Origin of the sequence: Psychrobacter sp. AOP30-A2-5 (assembly GCF_052378115.1) — a bacterium.
Lineage (GTDB): Bacteria > Pseudomonadota > Gammaproteobacteria > Pseudomonadales > Moraxellaceae > Psychrobacter.
In genome coordinates this window covers 13,889-31,370 of the sequence record NZ_JBQSXK010000011.1, presented here as the reverse complement: position 1 = coordinate 31,370, position 17,482 = coordinate 13,889, and the positions used below count along the sequence as shown (strand labels likewise).

Genomic DNA, 17,482 nt, shown 5'->3' with positions numbered 1-17,482 from the left:
GAGACTGTTTTCTACACGAGTTTATGAGTAACCAATGATACGTTTAACTGAAATTAAATTGCCGTTAAATCATGCACCTGAAGAGTTAACAACAGCAATAACCACAAAACTTAAAATTTCTGCTGAGAAAATGGCGTCATTTGTGATGTTTAAACGTGGTTATGATGCTCGTAATAAAAGAAATATCCAATTAATTTATACGCTAGATATCACACTGACCGACTCGGATTTGACCAATGATTTACTGGTTCAGTTTGAGTCAGACAATCATGTTAAAGCCACACCAGATACCAGCTACAAATATGTAGGTGCAGCGCCAGAGCATTTAACTGAGCGTCCTGTTGTTATTGGTTTTGGACCTTGTGGGTTATTAGCAGCACTTACCCTTGCTCAAATGGGTTTTAAGCCTATTATCATTGAACGTGGTAATGAAGTCAGACAACGCACCAAAGATACCTTTGGTTTTTGGCGTCAGCGTAAATTAAACACAGAATCTAACGTACAATTCGGTGAAGGCGGAGCAGGTACTTTTTCTGACGGTAAATTATATAGCCAAGTGAAAGATCCCAATCATTATGGCCGTAAAGTCATGACCGAGTTTGTAAAAGCTGGCGCACCAGAGGAGATTTTATTTGTCAGTAAACCGCACATAGGTACTTATAAGTTAGTCACCATGGTAGAAAAAATGCGTGCCGAGATCATAGCACTCGGTGGGGAAGTCCGTTTTGCTACTCGCGTAGACGACTTGCACATCACTGACTCAAAAGTAACAGGCGTGACACTTAATACTGGCGAAACCTTAAAAACGAACCATGTTGTTTTAGCTGTTGGTCATAGCGCCCGTGATACCTTCCAAATGATCTATGATAAAGGCGTGTATGTTGAAGCAAAACCTTTCTCGATTGGCTTTAGAATTGAACATAAACAGTCAACCATAGACCAAGCACGCTTTGGTGACAATGCTGGAAACGAAATACTAGGCGCTGCGGATTATAAACTGGTTCATCATTGCAAAAATGGTCGTTCTGTCTATAGCTTCTGTATGTGTCCAGGCGGAACCGTGGTTGCCGCCGCATCAGAAGAAGGCCGTGTGGTCACTAATGGTATGAGTCAATATTCAAGAAACGAGCGCAACGCCAACAGTGCCATTGTGGTAGGCATCGACCCAGAGCAAGATTACCCAAACCACCCCCTTGCTGGTATCGAATTACAAAGACAACTAGAAACCTTAGCGTTTGAATTAGGCGGCAAAGACTACAGTGCACCAGCGCAAACCATTGGTGATTTCTTAAAAGGTAAACCAAACTCAGAATTGGGCGATGTAAAACCCTCTTACACACCGGGCATTACCTTAACCGACTTAAGCAAAGCATTACCTGACTTTGCCGTGGATGCCATACGTGAAGCCATTCCAGCGTTTAATAAGAAAATCCAAGGATTTTCATCTGATGATGGGTTACTCACTGGTGTAGAAACCAGAACATCGTCACCAATCAGTATTAAACGTAATAAAGAATTCCAAAGCATTAACACCGAAGGCTTATTCCCTGCAGGCGAAGGCGCTGGCTACGCAGGTGGCATATTGTCAGCAGGGATTGATGGCATAAAAGTGGCAGAAGCCGTGGCAAAATCGATGTTGAAGATAGATTAAGAGCGGCTTTAGGTGAACTCTAATATTAAAACGCTCACTTAGATAAAAGCATGTGATCGGTAAAGCCTTTCAAGCTATAAAATATAAAGCTTGAAAGGCTTTTTTGTGTGTTGAAGGTATGTTGTATGAAAATACATCGTCAGTTATGCAATGTTATGATGCGATAAGACATTAAAAGACCCCACAACTGATAGGCTGTGAGGTCTTTTGATTACTTTTGACAATGTTTGTTGGTGCGCCCACCACGCAACGACTAACTTAGTAAAAGTCTTTTTATATAAGGCTTTTGGGTCTATATGTATTAATTTTAACAACAAATTTAACAACTTCCTATGGTCTATTGATTTGCCATCCGATTGATATTGGCTTTTATATCACGAATGACCTGATTGGATAATTCTTTCTCGATGTTGTGGTCTCTAATAACAGTCAAAAAATCTTCAGCAACTGATGCTACCTGATCAATAATAGCTTGTGCTTTGTTTTGCTTAATATCAGCAAGTTTAGCCAACTTTAATAAGTGTGAAAGGGTAGGATGCTGAGCTTCACCTGCTATGTCCATCTGATGATAACCATTCATACCTGAGTTATAAGCGAGATCATAGACAGGCGATAACGACCACCTGCCAGCCTTGTTCATCATAAAAGAGAAGTTTTTGCTATGATCGTCTTTATTATTAAAGATGACATTAAACACCGCATGTCTAAAACCCTCTTCTACAGCAACTTGTGATTGGGTCAACATACGCACGCAGCGTAAATACTGCAGATAATCTAGTGATGGGATGCGAAAATCAATGTCTAATAAACCTGCTAGCGTATGAGTATGAACGCGTTGATTGCCCATACGGTCGAAACGCTCAACCCCAAAAGCAGCATGTTTTTCACCGATATCAAAATAATGATGCGCAGGCATGTTTAGGCCTGCTTGCTTAGCCTTATCAGCATAAAGTGATTCTAATAGACAAACGCTTTTATGCTCAGATTGGGCAGGGAACTTAATCAGCCACGGCGTTGCGGATGGCTGTTCGCTTGTTAAGTCCGTAGCAATAAACTCGGTTGCTTCATCATATAAGACAAGTGCTTTTGGTCTTGCACCTTGTGGTGAGCCACCGATGGCGATGAGCTCAGCCAATATGTCACTATCTTGTCCAGATAAAATCGATTGATTGGCAGCGGCCAGTTTGGCTAAAGTAAAATCAGTGATGTCGATATCAGCGCCTGACAGGTCTTGTTGTGGCTCAAAACTAAGTGCTCCCATTGCTGAATTACCGATATAAGCGAGGCGATCTAAAACATTGATTGACGTAGCATGAGACATTGTTTTTCGAAAGAATCTATCCATTAGCAGCATTCCCCAACCATCAGGTAAGCTGTCTGATAATAATCCGCATAGGTAATGGCTCGACGCATGAGTACCATAATAAGGTGCTGATCGTAAGGGCATCTCAATTGGTGATAAATCCAGTCCATCAGTCAGCCACGCCGCATCATAGCCAAAGGTAGGGCGTCGTCCATCCATCGTTAATTTACCGATAAGACGTTTGTCTCCGAATCCTTGGTAGTAAATATTGACTATTGATATCGGTTGATACATTGAAATGGCTACCTTATATCAGCTTTTGTTTGAGGCGCGCAAGCGTGGATTTTGTTTAGCGATAACATCTTCTATATTGGTAGGTACTACATCAAATAATTCAGAAAAGTGATTTACCATGCCAAGAGCCATAGCGAGCCTGATTATATTGTCTAGTGTACCGCCCTGACCAGACTCAATACGAGCAACAGTACTGATGCCAGTACCAGCCTTATCTGCTAAAGCGGCTTGTGTTAAGTTTAATGCCAGTCGCTGCATTTTTAAGCGTTCACCTAAAATCTGAGAAATCTCACTTGGTGTATAAAAATCAAATCTTATGTCCATAATATAATCATTCATATAAGAGTGTTAAAATACTATTTTAGCACTTAGCCATTCAAATATGAATTCTTGTTTTTATAAAGCTAATAATTAGAAAAAATACTTGCAATAAGTACTTGTCCTATACATAATTCTTTCACTATAAAAATGGTGGACTTATGTATACAAATATTTTGAGAACAGATATAGCTGGCCCTACTTTAAGCCTTTTAACGGTCAGCATTTGTATGGGTGTCAATGCCAATGCGATTACGCCTGAGCAGTACCAAGAGCAGCGTAGTGAAGCCTTAAAACAGCAACAACTGGTTAAGCCCAATGTCAATATAAATACTGATACGTATCAACAAGCACCTTCCACTTCTATAGTGCCCACCAGTTCTCAGAGCGCTGATCCTGCTTCAACTCCTTGTTTCGATATTGACCATATTTACCTAACAGGTGAGCTGAGCGAAAAGTTTACTTTCGCATTCATGCCTTATATTAAAGGCAAGTCATCCTTGCTGGGTAGCTGTCTATCAGTCAAACCCCGATATTAATAGCATCACCTAAGAAAAGTAAGTTTCATACCCCAGCCCTCTACATTATATAGATAATAGTATATAGAGCTTTTCCGACTTGTCAGAGTAAGATTGTTATATGGCATATGCAGATATTGATGATGTTTTAAACACCATAATATTGATGGGTTTACTACCTAATAAGTTATAATTTTAATAAGACTTGATCTGCTTTAGCGTTAACTATTTCTAGTATGGATCTCAATTTTCAGTATAGCTTGACTATAAAATTGACTACGTCAGTGTATTTATAACTACTCTAATGCTTGCTGGCATGCTTGAGCTAAATAAAGGTCAACACCGTTCTGTTTAAGCCGCCATTTAATATAGCCAGTACCTTCAAAGCTCGCAGCCAAATCTGTAATAACCTTACCCTTATTCTTGCCAAGACTTAAGTGCGTAGGTATACGCGCCATTTGACTAAACTGATATAAGCTCTCCACATCACTTATTTCGTGACCCTGACTATTGGCCAAATCAATCAAACTATCAAGCACCAGCTCAGTGCGGTAAATAGCAGCATATGCATCCTTTGCTTGAGCACGTACCGCATCTCGGTAGAAGGGCAATCTCCCCGAAAAATAAGAGCACTCATAAATATGTAATAGATATTAAAAAAAGCGTACCCAAATTATGAATACGCTTAAATCAAATCATAACAGGTTGGTCTATCTAAACCTTCTAAACCAAACATTTAATACTAATCGACCTAATGAAGCTTGGGTTAGTGATATTACTGACATATGGGCAAACTAGGGTTGGCTAAACTTGGTGGGTGTTAAAGATTTCTACACTAAAGAGCTGTTAGGCTATGTCGTATTGAACGCATGACCGCTAATTTAGTACGCCATGTGTTCAATACGGCAATCAAGAATAAATGAGCCAACCAACGACTAATTGTACATTTTACTTTTTCAATGAGTTTCAGAGAATTAAGCAGATTTGACGCTATTTCAGCTGTTTTAATAAGTTCTCTAAAAACAAGTCACACTTATCCATTTCAGAGACTTCTACATACTCATTGGGTTTATGCCCTTGCTCCATAGAACCTGGCCCACAAACAAAAATAGGGCTATCAAAGGTTTGAGAAAACAAACCACCTTCTGTCCCAAAAGATATCTTCCCAACGGTGGTATCATCTGAGAGTAGGGATTTCAAAAATTTTAATTCAGGATGCTCATGACTGGTACTTAACCCTGGATAAGCATTCATAAAGTGGATATTGGCATATTGACTGTGAGAGTGTCTTTGCAGGTTTGTATTGATGATATCGGTAATCGTGTCAATACTGTCTTCTGCTATGTGCCGTATCTCGTAATCTATGGTACAGCTGTCTGAAATCACGTTTAACGCGGTACCACCTTGAATTTTCCCAACATGAATAGTGGTGTAAGGAATATCATACTCTTCATCACGTTGTCCGCTACGAGCCAGTTCATTTTGGCTGTCTATCAATGACGTCACTACTTGTGTAGCAACATGAATCGCATTGCGGTAATTGGGTGCCATAGAAGAATGCCCATTCTCTCCACTACAACGCGCTTGATAAACTGCCTTGCCTTTATGCCCTAATGCTATTTGCATCGAGGTAGGCTCACCAATCACGCAAAACCGTGGCGTCTTAATCAACGTTGGCAACTGAGGCAAGATATTTCTAACGCCCAAGCAACCAATTTCTTCATCAAAAGATAAGCATACATGCAGCGGGATAGTCAGTTTCTGCTGGCTGGCTTGGCACATTATTCTAATCACACAAGCGATAAAGCCTTTCATGTCCGTCGAACCGCGCCCGTAAATTTTATCATCACGTTCATCAGCAATGAAAGGATCGCTCTCCCAGTGATCTTTATTAGCAGGAACAACATCGGTATGCCCTGATAATAAGACACCGTGTTCCTCTACTGGACCAGTTGTAGCAAATAAGTTGGCTTTGTTGCCTTCTTCGTTATAATCGACAACCACAGAAATGCCATAGCTGTCGAATAGGGATTTGATGGATTCGATTAAAGATAAGTTGCTTTTATAAGAAGTTGTGTCAAAACCAATCAGTGTTTTCAATATTTCTATGCTGCTGTCTTTCTTTATTAATGACATAAATAACCTCTTAAATTTGAATGTTATTGGTCGTTGTTATAAGGCGCTCATTCCGGGGATATTGCCATCTGCAAAACAACGCTGACAGTGTTGAATAAAGGATTTAACCAATAGTGTGTTGTGTGCATTAATTGGCGTCATAATACCTATTTTCATTGGTCTCAGATTCCCTTGGATTGGTATGCGTACTAACTCTTTGCCATCCATAGCAGTATTGACCCTAGGTCTTGTATTAAAAATACTGTATCCCAATTCATTGGCGACCATTGTTTTGACAATCTCAACATAATGACTTTGGGTATGAATATCCGGTGTTAGACCTTGCTGCTCAAAAAGTGATAAAAAATACTCATAACTGTAGGGGATATCTAATAAAACCATAGGCAGTTTGGACAAAGTTTTTAGGGTAACGGACTTTTCCGATGCTAAAGGATGGTTCGCAGAAACTAAGGCATAAGGTGGCAAGCTCGCTAGTGGCTGAAAGTTCACCTGCTTCTCATCAATTTGTAAATCGAAGGTCAGTGCCAAATCCAACTTATTAGAGAGCAGGGACATCATCAGCATACGAGGCGTATCTAGGTTCAAATCGATCTCGACTTGTTCAAAGGTTTGCGAATAATGTTGAATCACTTCGGAATACAACGTTGGTGCAGCACCAATGTAACAACCCAGCTTCAATTTGCCTTTTACCTCACTAGAGATCTCAGCAGCCCAAGCATATAAATCTGATGTTTCATCTAGAATTCTTTGGCATTTTTTTTTGAGTATTTCGCCTACTGGGGTTAGCTGTAGACCTTTTGCGTGTTGCCGAATAAAAAGCTGCACCTCTAATTCTTTTTCAATATGAGCAATAGCGGCCGAAATCGATGGCGACGAGATATGCACTTCTTCTGAAGCGGCTAGGATGCTGCCATGCTTGGCAGCACCAACGAAATATTCCATCTGACGTAAAGAGATTCGGCGGTTCATGTATATACTCATCTATTTAATAAAAGGGTACTGTCACTGTACCCTCAATTATTAAACATAACGCATCGTATTACACTATTTTATTCACAAATCGCCAGGCACGCCGTAACTTGGTGCAGTCGTTGGATCAACAGCTCTTGCTATATAGTCATTCATTTGTGGCTCATAAACTTGCCAAGCAGTCGCTAAATCATCAATTGGGTTCTCTGACCAGTCTAATCGTAAGTCGACGATAGGCCACTGTATGTCTTTAGCCATAACCATCAAGCCAACGGAATGAACAGGTCCAGCTTCACCGCCAGCAGACAAACCTGCTTTCATAGCCACCAACAGGCGCTCTGCTAGGGATCCATCAGTCTGCTCAAATGCCTCAACAATCGCTTGTGGCACAGTATCGTTATCGAGCAAGTTTCCGGCACTAACCACATCTGTGCTGATGAAATGCCCATGAACGCCTAACGTCTGCTCGCCACTGAATACCGCGCCTTTGTCTTTATTATTCAAAGCAACCAACTGGCGATACTGTATAAAGTCTTCAGTTTCAACCAAACGTTTAATAGCGTTCTCTGGCGTGTCACCTTTCTCTAAAGCATCGAGAATTTTGGTACCCAGCATAGGATCAGTAATATTTTGACTCATTACCATGCCGACCCCAGCGCGGCCATGCAAACATCGTGACGCAACTGCAGGTGAAGAAGATGACACGGCACCTCCAATTTGTCCTGTTTTTTTACAGCGAGCAATAATAGAAAAGGTCATGTTAATCTCCAAATGCAATAGTGTTTACCTGATAGTTTAGGTCTAGGTCTGCGTTAGTCAGGAATGACAGCAGTGGCGTCTACTTCTACTAGCCACTCAGGTCTGGCTAATGCCGTGACTACAATACCGGTAGAGACCGGGTATACGCCTTTTAGCCACTTGCCGACGACACGGTAAACGTCTTCACGATAGCGTGGATCAACGATATAAATCGTGATTTTGCAGATATCTTCTAGTTCACCACCTGCTTCTTTTAATAGCATATCAATGTTGTACATCGCTCTTTCCGTCTGTCCTGCCACATCGGCAAGGCAAACGCTTTCTGTGGTTTCGAGATTTTGTCCAATTTGACCTCGAAGAAAAACAGTACGCCCTCTAGCAACGACTGCCTGACACAGATCATTGTCTATACTTTGTTCGGGGTAAGTTTCTTTGGTGTTGAAGCAGCGAATCCTTTCATGTTTCATGTTCTGTACCCTTTAGTTAAATAAATGAAGAAAATTTAGTATAGGTAAACTCTGAAACCTTATCTATTCTGATTTTTTGTACTTCTGATTCAGAAATAATAAACCAGAGAAGCGAACTGATTTTAGGCACCATCACTTACTTATGGATTTTCTATTGATTTTGTTTTTCTGAAGCAATAGTTATTAAAAGAGTTATTTAAATTGTTGTTGTTTCACATAGGATGTAGATAGACATTAATTTACTGGAGAAAATAATGCAGACGACGGATACGTTAGTAATTGGCGGTGGACAAGCTGGTATTGCAATGAGTGAGCACCTGTCTAAGGAAGGCATTGAGCACATTGTCTTAGAAAAGAATCGTATTGCAGAAGCATGGCGTACTCGCCGCTGGGACTCTTTAGTTGCCAACGGACCTTGCTGGCATGATCGCTTTCCTAGCATGCTGTTTGAGGATGACCAAGAAGGGTTTATTCATCATGACAAGGTTGCGGATTACTTCCAAAAATATGCCGAACATATCAATGCCCCTGTTCAAACAGGTGTTGCGGTTACTAAGGTTACGCCTTTACAGGGCAGACAAGGCTATCACATCACTACCTCAGAGGGCGAGTTAGAAGCCAAACGAATCGTGGTAGCAACGGGGGCGTTCCAAGTACCTTCTATTCCACCGATTATTGCTTCAACCGCCAACGTGCAACAAATTCACTCGGATAGTTATAAGAATCCTGAACAATTGCCAGAGGGTGCTGTCTTAGTAATTGGTAGTGGCTCATCAGGCGTACAGATTGCTAAAGAATTAAACGCTGCTGGCAAAAAAGTTTATTTGTCTGTTGGTGCGCATGAACGTCCACCAAGACGCTATAGAGGTCGTGACAATGTTTGGTGGTTAGGCGTGTTAGGCGGTTGGGACAAAGAAAAACCAAATGATGGACCATTAAAAGGCTTTGCTGTCAGCGGTATGAATGGCGGAGAAACAGTTGATTTCCGTAAACTGGCTCATGATGGTATTCATTTATTAGGCTTAACAAAATCATTTTCAGGCGACACGCTAACGTTCAATGATGATTTATTCGAAAACGTCAATGAAGCAGAGCAAAACTATTTGGCGCTTTTAGATGTGGCAGATAAATATGTTGAAGACAACGGTTTAGATCTACCTGAAGAGCCAGCAGCCCGTGAGTTCTTAGCGTTACCTGAATCTATCAGAAATCCGAGTTTATCGATAGATTTCAGTGAAAGTAACATCACTAGCGTGATTTGGGCAACTGGTTTTAAATATGACTACAGCTGGTTAGAGGTTGATGTGTTGGATGAAGTCGGTCGCCCACTACATAATCGCGGTGTCACGTCAGCAACTGGTATTTATTTTGTCGGCTTGCCTTTCTTGTCAGGGCAGGGCTCATCCTTTATTTGGGGTGTTTGGCATGATGCTGGGCGCATTGCTGAACATATCGCTATTAAGAAAAAATATCACGAGTATAGTTAAGGACGCTAAATACGCCAACAAACCAAATTTCTATAGGAATAATTGATGAACACATACAACGAACTCTATATTGACGGCAAATGGGTGACACCATCAACCGGAGCCACTATCGCTAATATCGACCCTAGTAATGAAAGTGTGATTACTGACATTGCTAACGCGTCTGTCGAAGATGCAGAAGCCGCTATTATAGCCGCTAGAGAAGCATTTGATAACGGTAGTTGGTCTGGACTCACAGGCTCACAGCGTGCGAAGTATCTGCGCGCTATTGCCAAAGAGATCAGAGATAATTTGGATTTTTTGGCGCAGTTAGAAGTACAAGACAACGGCAAGCCTTTTACAGAAGCTCAGTTGGATATGAACGGTGTAATCGATTGTTTTGAGTTTTATGCCAACCTAGCAGAAGATTTTGATAACAATCAAGAGTCTGAAATAGAGATTCATAGTGAGGGTTATAGCTGCCTAGTTCGTAAAGAGCCATTAGGAGTAGTCAGTGCCATTATTCCATGGAATTTTCCACTAGATATGGCAGCGTGGAAAGTCGCTCCTGCTTTAGCAGCGGGTTGTACTATGGTATTAAAACCTGCAGAAGTTACCTCAATGACTGCCATAGAGCTTGGCCGTATCTGTCAAAAAGTTGGGTTACCTAATGGCGTATTAAATATCGTCACCGGTCATGGCTCAAAAATAGGCCCGATCTTATGCGAGCATCCTGCAGTTGATAAAGTTGCCTTTACTGGTAGTGGCCCAGTCGGCAAGCAGATTATGCGATCAGCTGCAAATACGGTGAAGAAAATTAGCCTTGAGCTTGGCGGAAAATCACCACTCATTATTTTTGATGATGTTGATATTGAGACAGCAGTCGAATGGATTATGTTTGGTATTTTTTGGAACCAAGGCCAAGTCTGTTCTGCAACCTCAAGAGTATTAGTTCAAGACGGCATCTATGATGAATTGACAGCGCGCTTAGTACAAGAAGCTGAAAAAATCGTCATTGGTAACGGTATGGATAAAGGGGTTCAGTTGGGGCCTGTTGTCAATAAAAAACAGTATGACGCTGTTATGGCTACGCTTGAAAAAGGTAGGTCTGACGGTGTCAATGTTTTAACTGGTGGCAAACGAGCCAGCGGATTTGATAAAGGCTATTTTATTGAGCCGACCGTTTTTGGCGATGTTCCTGAAGACCATCCTATCTGGACAGATGAGATTTTTGGGCCTATCGTTGCCCTTCGTCGTTTTACAGATGAAGCAGAAGCCGTTGCAAGTGCCAATAACTCAGAGCTGGGTCTGGCCGCTGGCGTTATTTCTAAAGACATTGACAGAGCCAATCGTGTCGCTCGAAATCTGCAAGCAGGTATTATCTGGGTCAATTGCTCACAGCCGCTATTTCTACAAGCACCTTGGGGCGGTTACAAACAGAGTGGCATAGGACGAGAGTTGGGCACGTGGGGTCTGGATAATTATTTAGAAACCAAACAAATCACGACATACCACAGTGAAGCACCTTTGGGCTGGTACTTGAAATAAAGGTCAATGGTTATTTTTATTTGGCATAGCAGTCATATTCAGAAAAATTTACGTTGATTGATGGTATGAATGTTATCAATCAATAAAAGTTGCTAATAGTTTATTCGCTCTGATTCATAACGTAGAGCGAATAAATTACTTTTAAATTTTAATATTACTTATCTTATATTTCACATTGGCTATTAATCATATTAAGGGATTTTATGAATATGACTCTAAACCCACCCACGCCAAATTTTCTATTAAAACGGGCTCTGCCCACACTCATTATTATAGTGGCGATCTATCTTTTATCGCTATTACTTGGTATTCACATCAATGCCGTCGCCCTAACTATTATATTAATGGTCACGTTTTGTTTAATAAAAATGCCAGTTCCCATTGCCCTTATTATGGCTGCTTTATTAGGTGGTCTACAATCGGGGCTTTCTTTTGGGGATTCATTAGCCGCTTTTAATGAAAATTTGCTCTCAGGTGCTCAAATTGGTATTACCTATATCATGATTGGTGCCTTTGCAGTAGCGTTGGCTCGTAGCGGATTACTAGAGCTATTGGCAGTTAAAATCACTAAAAAAATGGATAGTAATACGGTTACGGCACATAAAAGTATTAAGTGGACACTGTTTATTATATTTGCGGTCGCCGCTTTGATGTCACAAAACTTGGTTCCTGTACATATCGCTTTTATTCCTATTCTCATACCACCACTGATTCATATTATGAATGAGTTGAAAATGGATCGCCGTGCAGTTGCTTGTATTTTAGCCTCTTGTATCAGTGTCGCTTACTTACTGATACCGTATGGCTTTGGTGACGTGTATCTCAAACAAATATTGTTGGCAAGTGCCAATGACGTTGGTGCAAGCTTAGGCTTTGTTGCGACATCCAGTATGGCACCCAAAGCGATGTTTTTTCCAGTGATGGGTATTATTGCCGGCATGTTGTTTGCGGTATTTATCACTTATCGCAAACAACGTGAGTATAAAGACCTTCCTGTATTAACCTCTAAAGTTAAATCAGACAAACCCATCAATAAATTTCAGATTGCTATTACGCTTATCTCGATTGGTGTTGCTTTAACCTTACAGATTATGTATGACTCATTATTAGTAGGAGCTTTAATCGGTTTTGTTATCCTATCGTTTTCTCGTATTTTCCGTTGGAATGAGCAAGATGGTGTCTTTACTCAAGGTGTTGCATTGATGGCAGAAATCAGTGTCGTCATTACACTGGCGACTGGTTTTGCAGGTGTGATTACTGCGACTGGTGAAGTAAACTCATTGATTGAGATTTTTATGAGTTACATTGGCGACAATAGAGTGATGGGTGCCACTGTCATGATATTGATGGGTCTCTTTATCACCATCGGCTTTGGGGATTCATTTGCCTCAGTTGCAATTCTTGCGCCTATCTATTTGCCTTTAGCGTTATTACTCGGTTTTTCGCCATTAGCCAGTTTGGCAATATTGGGGGCATCAGCAGCGTTAGGTGATGCAGGCTCGCCTGCGTCTAGTATTACGCTGGGCGTCACAGCAGGTTTGAATGCGGATGGACAGCATGATCATATGATAGACAGTGTGATTCCTACCTTTACACATATTAATATAGGAATGGTGCTATTCACTTGGGTTGCTGTAGTGTATATACTTTAATGACTCATAGAATGGTGACCAACATCTATTTTGGTCGCCATTCCCAGCCTTTTATACCTATTACTATTCGTCAGGGAGGCTCATGAACACTCAATTAATCAGTCCAATTCAGCCGTATTTTATATTAGATGCGCAAAACAGCTACCAAAAAAAAGAGATCAATCGTGATGGTATTGCCCACTTTTATTGCTTTACCTTAGACAAAGAAGGAGATGCAGTCAGTGTGGTGCCCGATGCCAGTATCGATATTATTTTTAAATTGCACAAAGACAAACCTGAAGCATGGGCTTGCGGCAGTTGGCGAAAGCTTGGAAAAACGGTATTTGAGCATGGCTGCTCATACTTTGGCATACGCTATCAAATTGGTATAGTGCCGAGTTTTTTGTCTATCAAGCCAGGAGATATTATTGATCAAAGCATTCCTTTACAGGATGTTTCTGTATTAGGCACTTCTTTGGTCGATAGGCTATCTGACTGTCAAAGCTTTGAACAACAAATCAGCGTTTTCCAACAAATTTGCAGTCAAAAGACCGATTTATTGCAGTCCTCTAAGCTATACCATGTACTGATCAAGCTAATGTTAAAACACCATGGTAATATTAGTATCACCGAGCTATGTCATCAAAGCGGCTATTCTGCCCGAACCATCGGTAACTCTTTTAACGATTATTATGGTTTTTCTCCGAAAGCCTGCAATCTTATTTTGAGATATCAGCATGTATTAGATAGGTTGATGCAAAATGACTGCAAGCGCCTAACCGATCTTGCAATCGACACTGGTTACTCAGATCAAGCACATTTCTTTCGACAATTTAAACAATACAATGGACAAGGTCCAAGAGAGTTTCAGCATATGCTGAATAAATATACCCACAGAGCTTAATTTAATGGGTCTGTTTTTGATGGATCGGCTATCGCTATAGAATCGAAATTTTATGGCGTCTGTATTTTAATTATCTGCTATTTTTAAGCGTTCTATTCTCATTGAACGGCATCAGGCTATTGATGACCGCATATTTCTGCATTACCTTTCCTAAAGTAATCTATCTCCTTAGCTTTAATTACTTCTTTGATTTCGCTTGATTCGTTTCAATTCATCGACTCCAACACCTCACAAATTTATTATTAACTTACTTATAAAAAGTCAAGTTTTAGGCTTTCTATTGCCGATTTATTCTATTTATAGGATTTGTAGTGTGTGACTATTAAGTGACAGCAAGCAACATACACTAATAAGGAAGTGAGAATAAAATGACAACGGAATATGCCAATACAAAGATTGATTTTATTTATTTATCAGAGCCAGACATGATTGCAGCTGGCGTGACTGACATGGCGCAATGCGTAGACACCATGGACGATATGTTTAAATTGCTACACAGCGGTGACTATCGTATGGCCGGACCTAATAATGACTCTCATGGCGCCATGATGATGTTCCCTGACGAATCTCCATTTCCTAACATGCCAAAAAACACAGCTGATCGACGGTTTATGGCGATGCCTGCTTATCTAGGCGGTAGTTTTCAAACGACGGGTGTCAAATGGTACGGCTCAAACACAGAAAATAGAGGTAAAGGACTGCCACGCTCTATTCTTACCTTTATGCTAAATGATACTGACACTGGCGCGCCTTTGGCTTTGATGTCAGCAAACCTATTATCAGCGCATCGTACAGGGGCTATTTCTGGTGTAGGTGCGAGATACTTAGCTAAGAAAGACAGCAAAGTGGTTGGAATCTTAGGACCTGGAGTCATGGCTAAAACGGCACTAAGTGCATTGGTTGTGACGTGTCCTCAAATTGATACCTTAAAAATTAAGGGCCGAGGCCAAAAAAGTTTAAACAAGTTTATAGACTGGGTGACGGCAGCGCATCCACAGATCGACGTGCAAATCGTCGATGAATTAGAGGACTTAGTTCGTGGCTCGGATATCGTGACTTATTGTGCTTCAAGTGTCGTTGGTGATGCGGCAACGTATCCCATTATTAAGAAAGAATGGTTAAAGCCTGGTGCATTCATGGCGATGCCAGCGGCTTGTAATATTGATGATGCGCTTGCTACCTCTGATGTCAGAAAAGTTTTAGATTGCACTGGATTATACGAAGCTTGGTTTGAGGAATCAGACCATAAGCCTGCTCATAATTATGTGCCAATCATTGGCGTAAAGTTCATGGATATGGTTGATGAAGGTGCGCTAAAAAAAGAAGACATCGAAGACTTAGCCAAAATTATCAGTGGTGATGCACCTGCACGCCAAAATGACGATGAAATTATTATCTTGTCTGTTGGTGGCTTGCCTATTGAAGATGTGGCGTGGGCGACCGTCGTATATCGCAACGCGATTGAAAAAGGTATTGGTGTGAAGCTTAACTTATGGGACACCCCAGTCCTATGTTAAATAGTGCTATCTAGCTAAGCTTATTTATTTCAGGCTATTAACTTATTTACGTAGCCTGACAGCGTTATAACTTTTGATAAGTTATAAATTATGTTTCAACTACATTCAACTGAGAGAATGACAATGACGAAAATTACTAAATTAAAGACAGGTTCAGCGCTAGAAGAGCACAGCAGTTATTCACGACTAGTATGTGTGGATAATTGGATTTTTGTTTCTAACACAGCGGGCCGTTGTCCTGAGACCAAAGAGATTCCAGACGATTTGAAGGAACAAACTCTGCAAGTATTTGCCAATATTGAACGGGCGCTAAAAGCAGTGGATGCATCATTGGCAGATGTGGTGATGTCTCGTGTTTTCATTCAAGATCCAAAAAATACGATGGATATTATGGAAATAGTCGGGGAGAAATTTAGAGGTGTTGATCCTGCTACTACCGTTAGCTGCCCACCGTTGGGTTCTGATATCTACAAAGTAGAGATAGAAGTGACTGCGTTTAAAGGCGCCTCAAGTGCAGAAACAGTTACCATCAATATTGGCCAATAATAAGCCATAAGGAGTACGGTTCCAATGGCACCTATCATAAAACCGATTATCAATCCTGCGACCAATTTACCGCATGCTACTACTGTGGTCATCATTGGTGGCGGCATTGTTGGATTAACCGCCGCCTTAACGCTTGCTGAACGCAATGTACCTGTCGTGGTACTAGAAAAAGGAAGAATCGCAGGTGAGCAGTCCTCTCGTAATTTGGGATGGATTCGAAAAACCAATCGTCTTTCTGATGATGTGCCTTTGGCGCTAGCCTCTGACAAGTTATGGGCAGAGATGTCCAAAAGAGTAGGCGCTGATGTGGGGTATAGTCAGTCTGGTATTTTGTTTATTGGCAGAACACCTGCCGAAACAGCAGGGTATGAGCGTTGGCATAACTCTACACAGTCATTAAATCTTGATTCGCGTATGGTCACGGCCAAGCAGATTGACCAGCTCGTGCCAAACGGTCGCGGCAAATGGGCGGGCGGGATTTATACGGCATCTGATGGGCGCGCAGAGCCGACATTGGCATCGAGTGCTATTGCCAATGCCGCCATTGCCAAAGGCGCTGTCATCATCGAAAACTGTGCAGTCAGAACGCTGGCCACCAAAGGCGGGCGTGTGTCTGGCGTCATTACTGAACAAGGTGAGATTCTTTGCCAAGAAGTGTTGTTGGCGGGCGGGATTTGGTCGCGTAGATTCTTAGGTAATTTGGGCGTCAATTTGCCGACATTACCAACGATATGCTCGGTGTTGAAAACCAAGCCAATGGATATTAAATTTGACCCCTCTGTAGGCGCACCAGATTTTTCATTCAGAAAGCATAGAGATGGTGGTTATATTATTTCGCAAAGAGGTAAGTTAGATGCGCCATTAACCATAGACCATTTGTTGCTAGGGTTAAAGTTTTTACCTGCGCTCAAGGTGCAGCATAAATTCTTAAAAATTGGCTTAGGTAAATATTTTTGGGATGATTTACGTCTAGCACGCAAATGGAAAGAGGACAGTGTATCGCCCTTTGAAAAAGTTCGAGCCATGAATCCAATGTCAAATGAAGTACTGACGGGCAATGCCTTAGATAATTTACGTGCTTCTTGGTCAGGTTTTGAGAATGCAGAAATTGAAACACAATGGGCTGGTGTGATTGATATAACGCCAGATTCTAACCCTGTGATAGATCGTATCGATAAAATCCCAGGTTTGACTATTGCGACTGGATTTTCAGGTCATGGATTTGGTACGTCGCCTGCCGCAGGTCAACTTGCTGCCGATATGGTCATGCAAAGTGGCACACCTTTAATTGACCCAACACCTTACCGATTTTCACGCTTTTAAAGTATTTTTATTTATGTCACACATGGATGAGACATAAGCAACATAGATTGATTTGCCGCAGGGCTCGTTATGCTGGTAGCAGTATAAAAAGCAATATCGTCTCTGCAGCAGCGATTTCTTTAACCAAGTAAC

16 protein-coding genes and 1 pseudogene are annotated in these 17,482 nt (G+C 41.3%); 10 read left to right on the top strand and 7 right to left on the bottom strand.

Annotated features, from left to right (window positions below; translation table 11 throughout):
- The first annotated feature begins 34 nt into the window (after window positions 1-34).
- Window positions 35-1,651, top strand: a complete 1,617-nt coding sequence (locus ACT3S4_RS09185) for an NAD(P)/FAD-dependent oxidoreductase (protein ID WP_193837052.1) — start codon at window positions 35-37, stop codon at window positions 1,649-1,651.
- A gap of 337 nt (window positions 1,652-1,988) precedes the next feature.
- Here ACT3S4_RS09185 and ACT3S4_RS09180 read toward each other — a convergent pair whose 3' ends face one another.
- Together ACT3S4_RS09180 and ACT3S4_RS09175 are read right to left on the bottom strand one after the other, a co-directional pair.
- The gene (locus tag ACT3S4_RS09180; protein ID WP_444760934.1) at window positions 1,989-3,248 is read right to left on the bottom strand and encodes a type II toxin-antitoxin system HipA family toxin; all 1,260 of its coding nucleotides are present in this window, start codon (window positions 3,246-3,248) and stop codon (window positions 1,989-1,991) included.
- An 18-nt stretch (window positions 3,249-3,266) separates the two neighbouring features.
- Window positions 3,267-3,587 carry a helix-turn-helix domain-containing protein gene (locus ACT3S4_RS09175; RefSeq protein WP_444760933.1) on the bottom strand — a complete coding sequence of 107 codons (321 nt, stop codon included), beginning with the start codon at window positions 3,585-3,587 and terminating at the stop codon, window positions 3,267-3,269.
- 140 nt (window positions 3,588-3,727) lie between these two features.
- Between ACT3S4_RS09175 and ACT3S4_RS09170 the strand changes: the two genes are divergently transcribed.
- Entirely contained in the window at window positions 3,728-4,105 is a 378-nt protein-coding gene (locus tag ACT3S4_RS09170; protein WP_444760932.1) for a hypothetical protein, read from the top strand.
- Window positions 4,106-4,380: 275 nt separating this feature from the next.
- Here the strand turns inward: ACT3S4_RS09170 and ACT3S4_RS09165 are convergent, their stop codons facing one another.
- The gene (locus ACT3S4_RS09165) at window positions 4,381-4,695 is read right to left on the bottom strand and encodes a hypothetical protein (protein WP_444760931.1); all 315 of its coding nucleotides are present in this window, start codon (window positions 4,693-4,695) and stop codon (window positions 4,381-4,383) included.
- A 70-nt stretch (window positions 4,696-4,765) separates the two neighbouring features.
- Here ACT3S4_RS09165 and ACT3S4_RS09160 point away from each other — a divergent pair.
- A pseudogene (locus ACT3S4_RS09160) lies at window positions 4,766-5,004 on the top strand (DDE-type integrase/transposase/recombinase); the annotation flags it as partial.
- A gap of 70 nt (window positions 5,005-5,074) precedes the next feature.
- Here ACT3S4_RS09160 and argE read toward each other — a convergent pair.
- From argE to ACT3S4_RS09140, 4 genes are all read right to left on the bottom strand, one after another.
- A complete protein-coding gene (argE, locus tag ACT3S4_RS09155; RefSeq protein ID WP_444760930.1) occupies window positions 5,075-6,220 on the bottom strand; it encodes an acetylornithine deacetylase in 1,146 nt (381 codons plus the stop codon).
- 36 nt (window positions 6,221-6,256) lie between these two features.
- Window positions 6,257-7,189, bottom strand: coding sequence for a LysR family transcriptional regulator (locus tag ACT3S4_RS09150; protein ID WP_444760929.1), 933 nt, complete (start codon window positions 7,187-7,189; stop codon window positions 6,257-6,259).
- Between the two features lie 84 nt (window positions 7,190-7,273).
- Window positions 7,274-7,948, bottom strand: a complete 675-nt coding sequence (locus tag ACT3S4_RS09145; protein WP_444760928.1) for a DUF1028 domain-containing protein — start codon at window positions 7,946-7,948, stop codon at window positions 7,274-7,276.
- Between the two features lie 53 nt (window positions 7,949-8,001).
- Window positions 8,002-8,415 carry a RidA family protein gene (locus tag ACT3S4_RS09140; protein WP_110924355.1) on the bottom strand — a complete coding sequence of 138 codons (414 nt, stop codon included), beginning with the start codon at window positions 8,413-8,415 and terminating at the stop codon, window positions 8,002-8,004.
- Between the two features lie 254 nt (window positions 8,416-8,669).
- On the opposite strand from ACT3S4_RS09140, the gene ACT3S4_RS09135 reads away from it, so the two are divergent.
- The 7 genes from ACT3S4_RS09135 (at window position 8,670) to ACT3S4_RS09105 (ending at window position 17,350) form a co-directional block, all read left to right on the top strand.
- A complete protein-coding gene (locus tag ACT3S4_RS09135) occupies window positions 8,670-9,902 on the top strand; it encodes a flavin-containing monooxygenase (RefSeq protein ID WP_444760927.1) in 1,233 nt (410 codons plus the stop codon).
- Window positions 9,903-9,947: 45 nt separating this feature from the next.
- Window positions 9,948-11,429 carry an aldehyde dehydrogenase family protein gene (locus ACT3S4_RS09130; RefSeq protein ID WP_444760926.1) on the top strand — a complete coding sequence of 494 codons (1,482 nt, stop codon included), beginning with the start codon at window positions 9,948-9,950 and terminating at the stop codon, window positions 11,427-11,429.
- A 209-nt stretch (window positions 11,430-11,638) separates the two neighbouring features.
- Window positions 11,639-13,081: a Na+/H+ antiporter NhaC family protein gene (locus tag ACT3S4_RS09125; protein ID WP_444760925.1), complete on the top strand. Its 1,443-nt coding sequence runs from the start codon at window positions 11,639-11,641 to the stop codon at window positions 13,079-13,081.
- A gap of 82 nt (window positions 13,082-13,163) precedes the next feature.
- Entirely contained in the window at window positions 13,164-13,964 is an 801-nt protein-coding gene (locus tag ACT3S4_RS09120; RefSeq protein ID WP_444760924.1) for a helix-turn-helix domain-containing protein, read from the top strand.
- A 368-nt stretch (window positions 13,965-14,332) separates the two neighbouring features.
- The gene (locus tag ACT3S4_RS09115) at window positions 14,333-15,481 is read left to right on the top strand and encodes a tyramine oxidase subunit B (protein WP_444760923.1); all 1,149 of its coding nucleotides are present in this window, start codon (window positions 14,333-14,335) and stop codon (window positions 15,479-15,481) included.
- Window positions 15,482-15,604: 123 nt separating this feature from the next.
- The gene (locus ACT3S4_RS09110) at window positions 15,605-16,027 is read left to right on the top strand and encodes a RidA family protein (protein WP_201544751.1); all 423 of its coding nucleotides are present in this window, start codon (window positions 15,605-15,607) and stop codon (window positions 16,025-16,027) included.
- 24 nt (window positions 16,028-16,051) lie between these two features.
- Complete coding sequence (locus tag ACT3S4_RS09105; RefSeq protein WP_444760922.1) at window positions 16,052-17,350, top strand: NAD(P)/FAD-dependent oxidoreductase; 1,299 nt, start codon at window positions 16,052-16,054, stop codon at window positions 17,348-17,350.
- The last annotated feature ends 132 nt before the right edge of the window (window positions 17,351-17,482 follow it).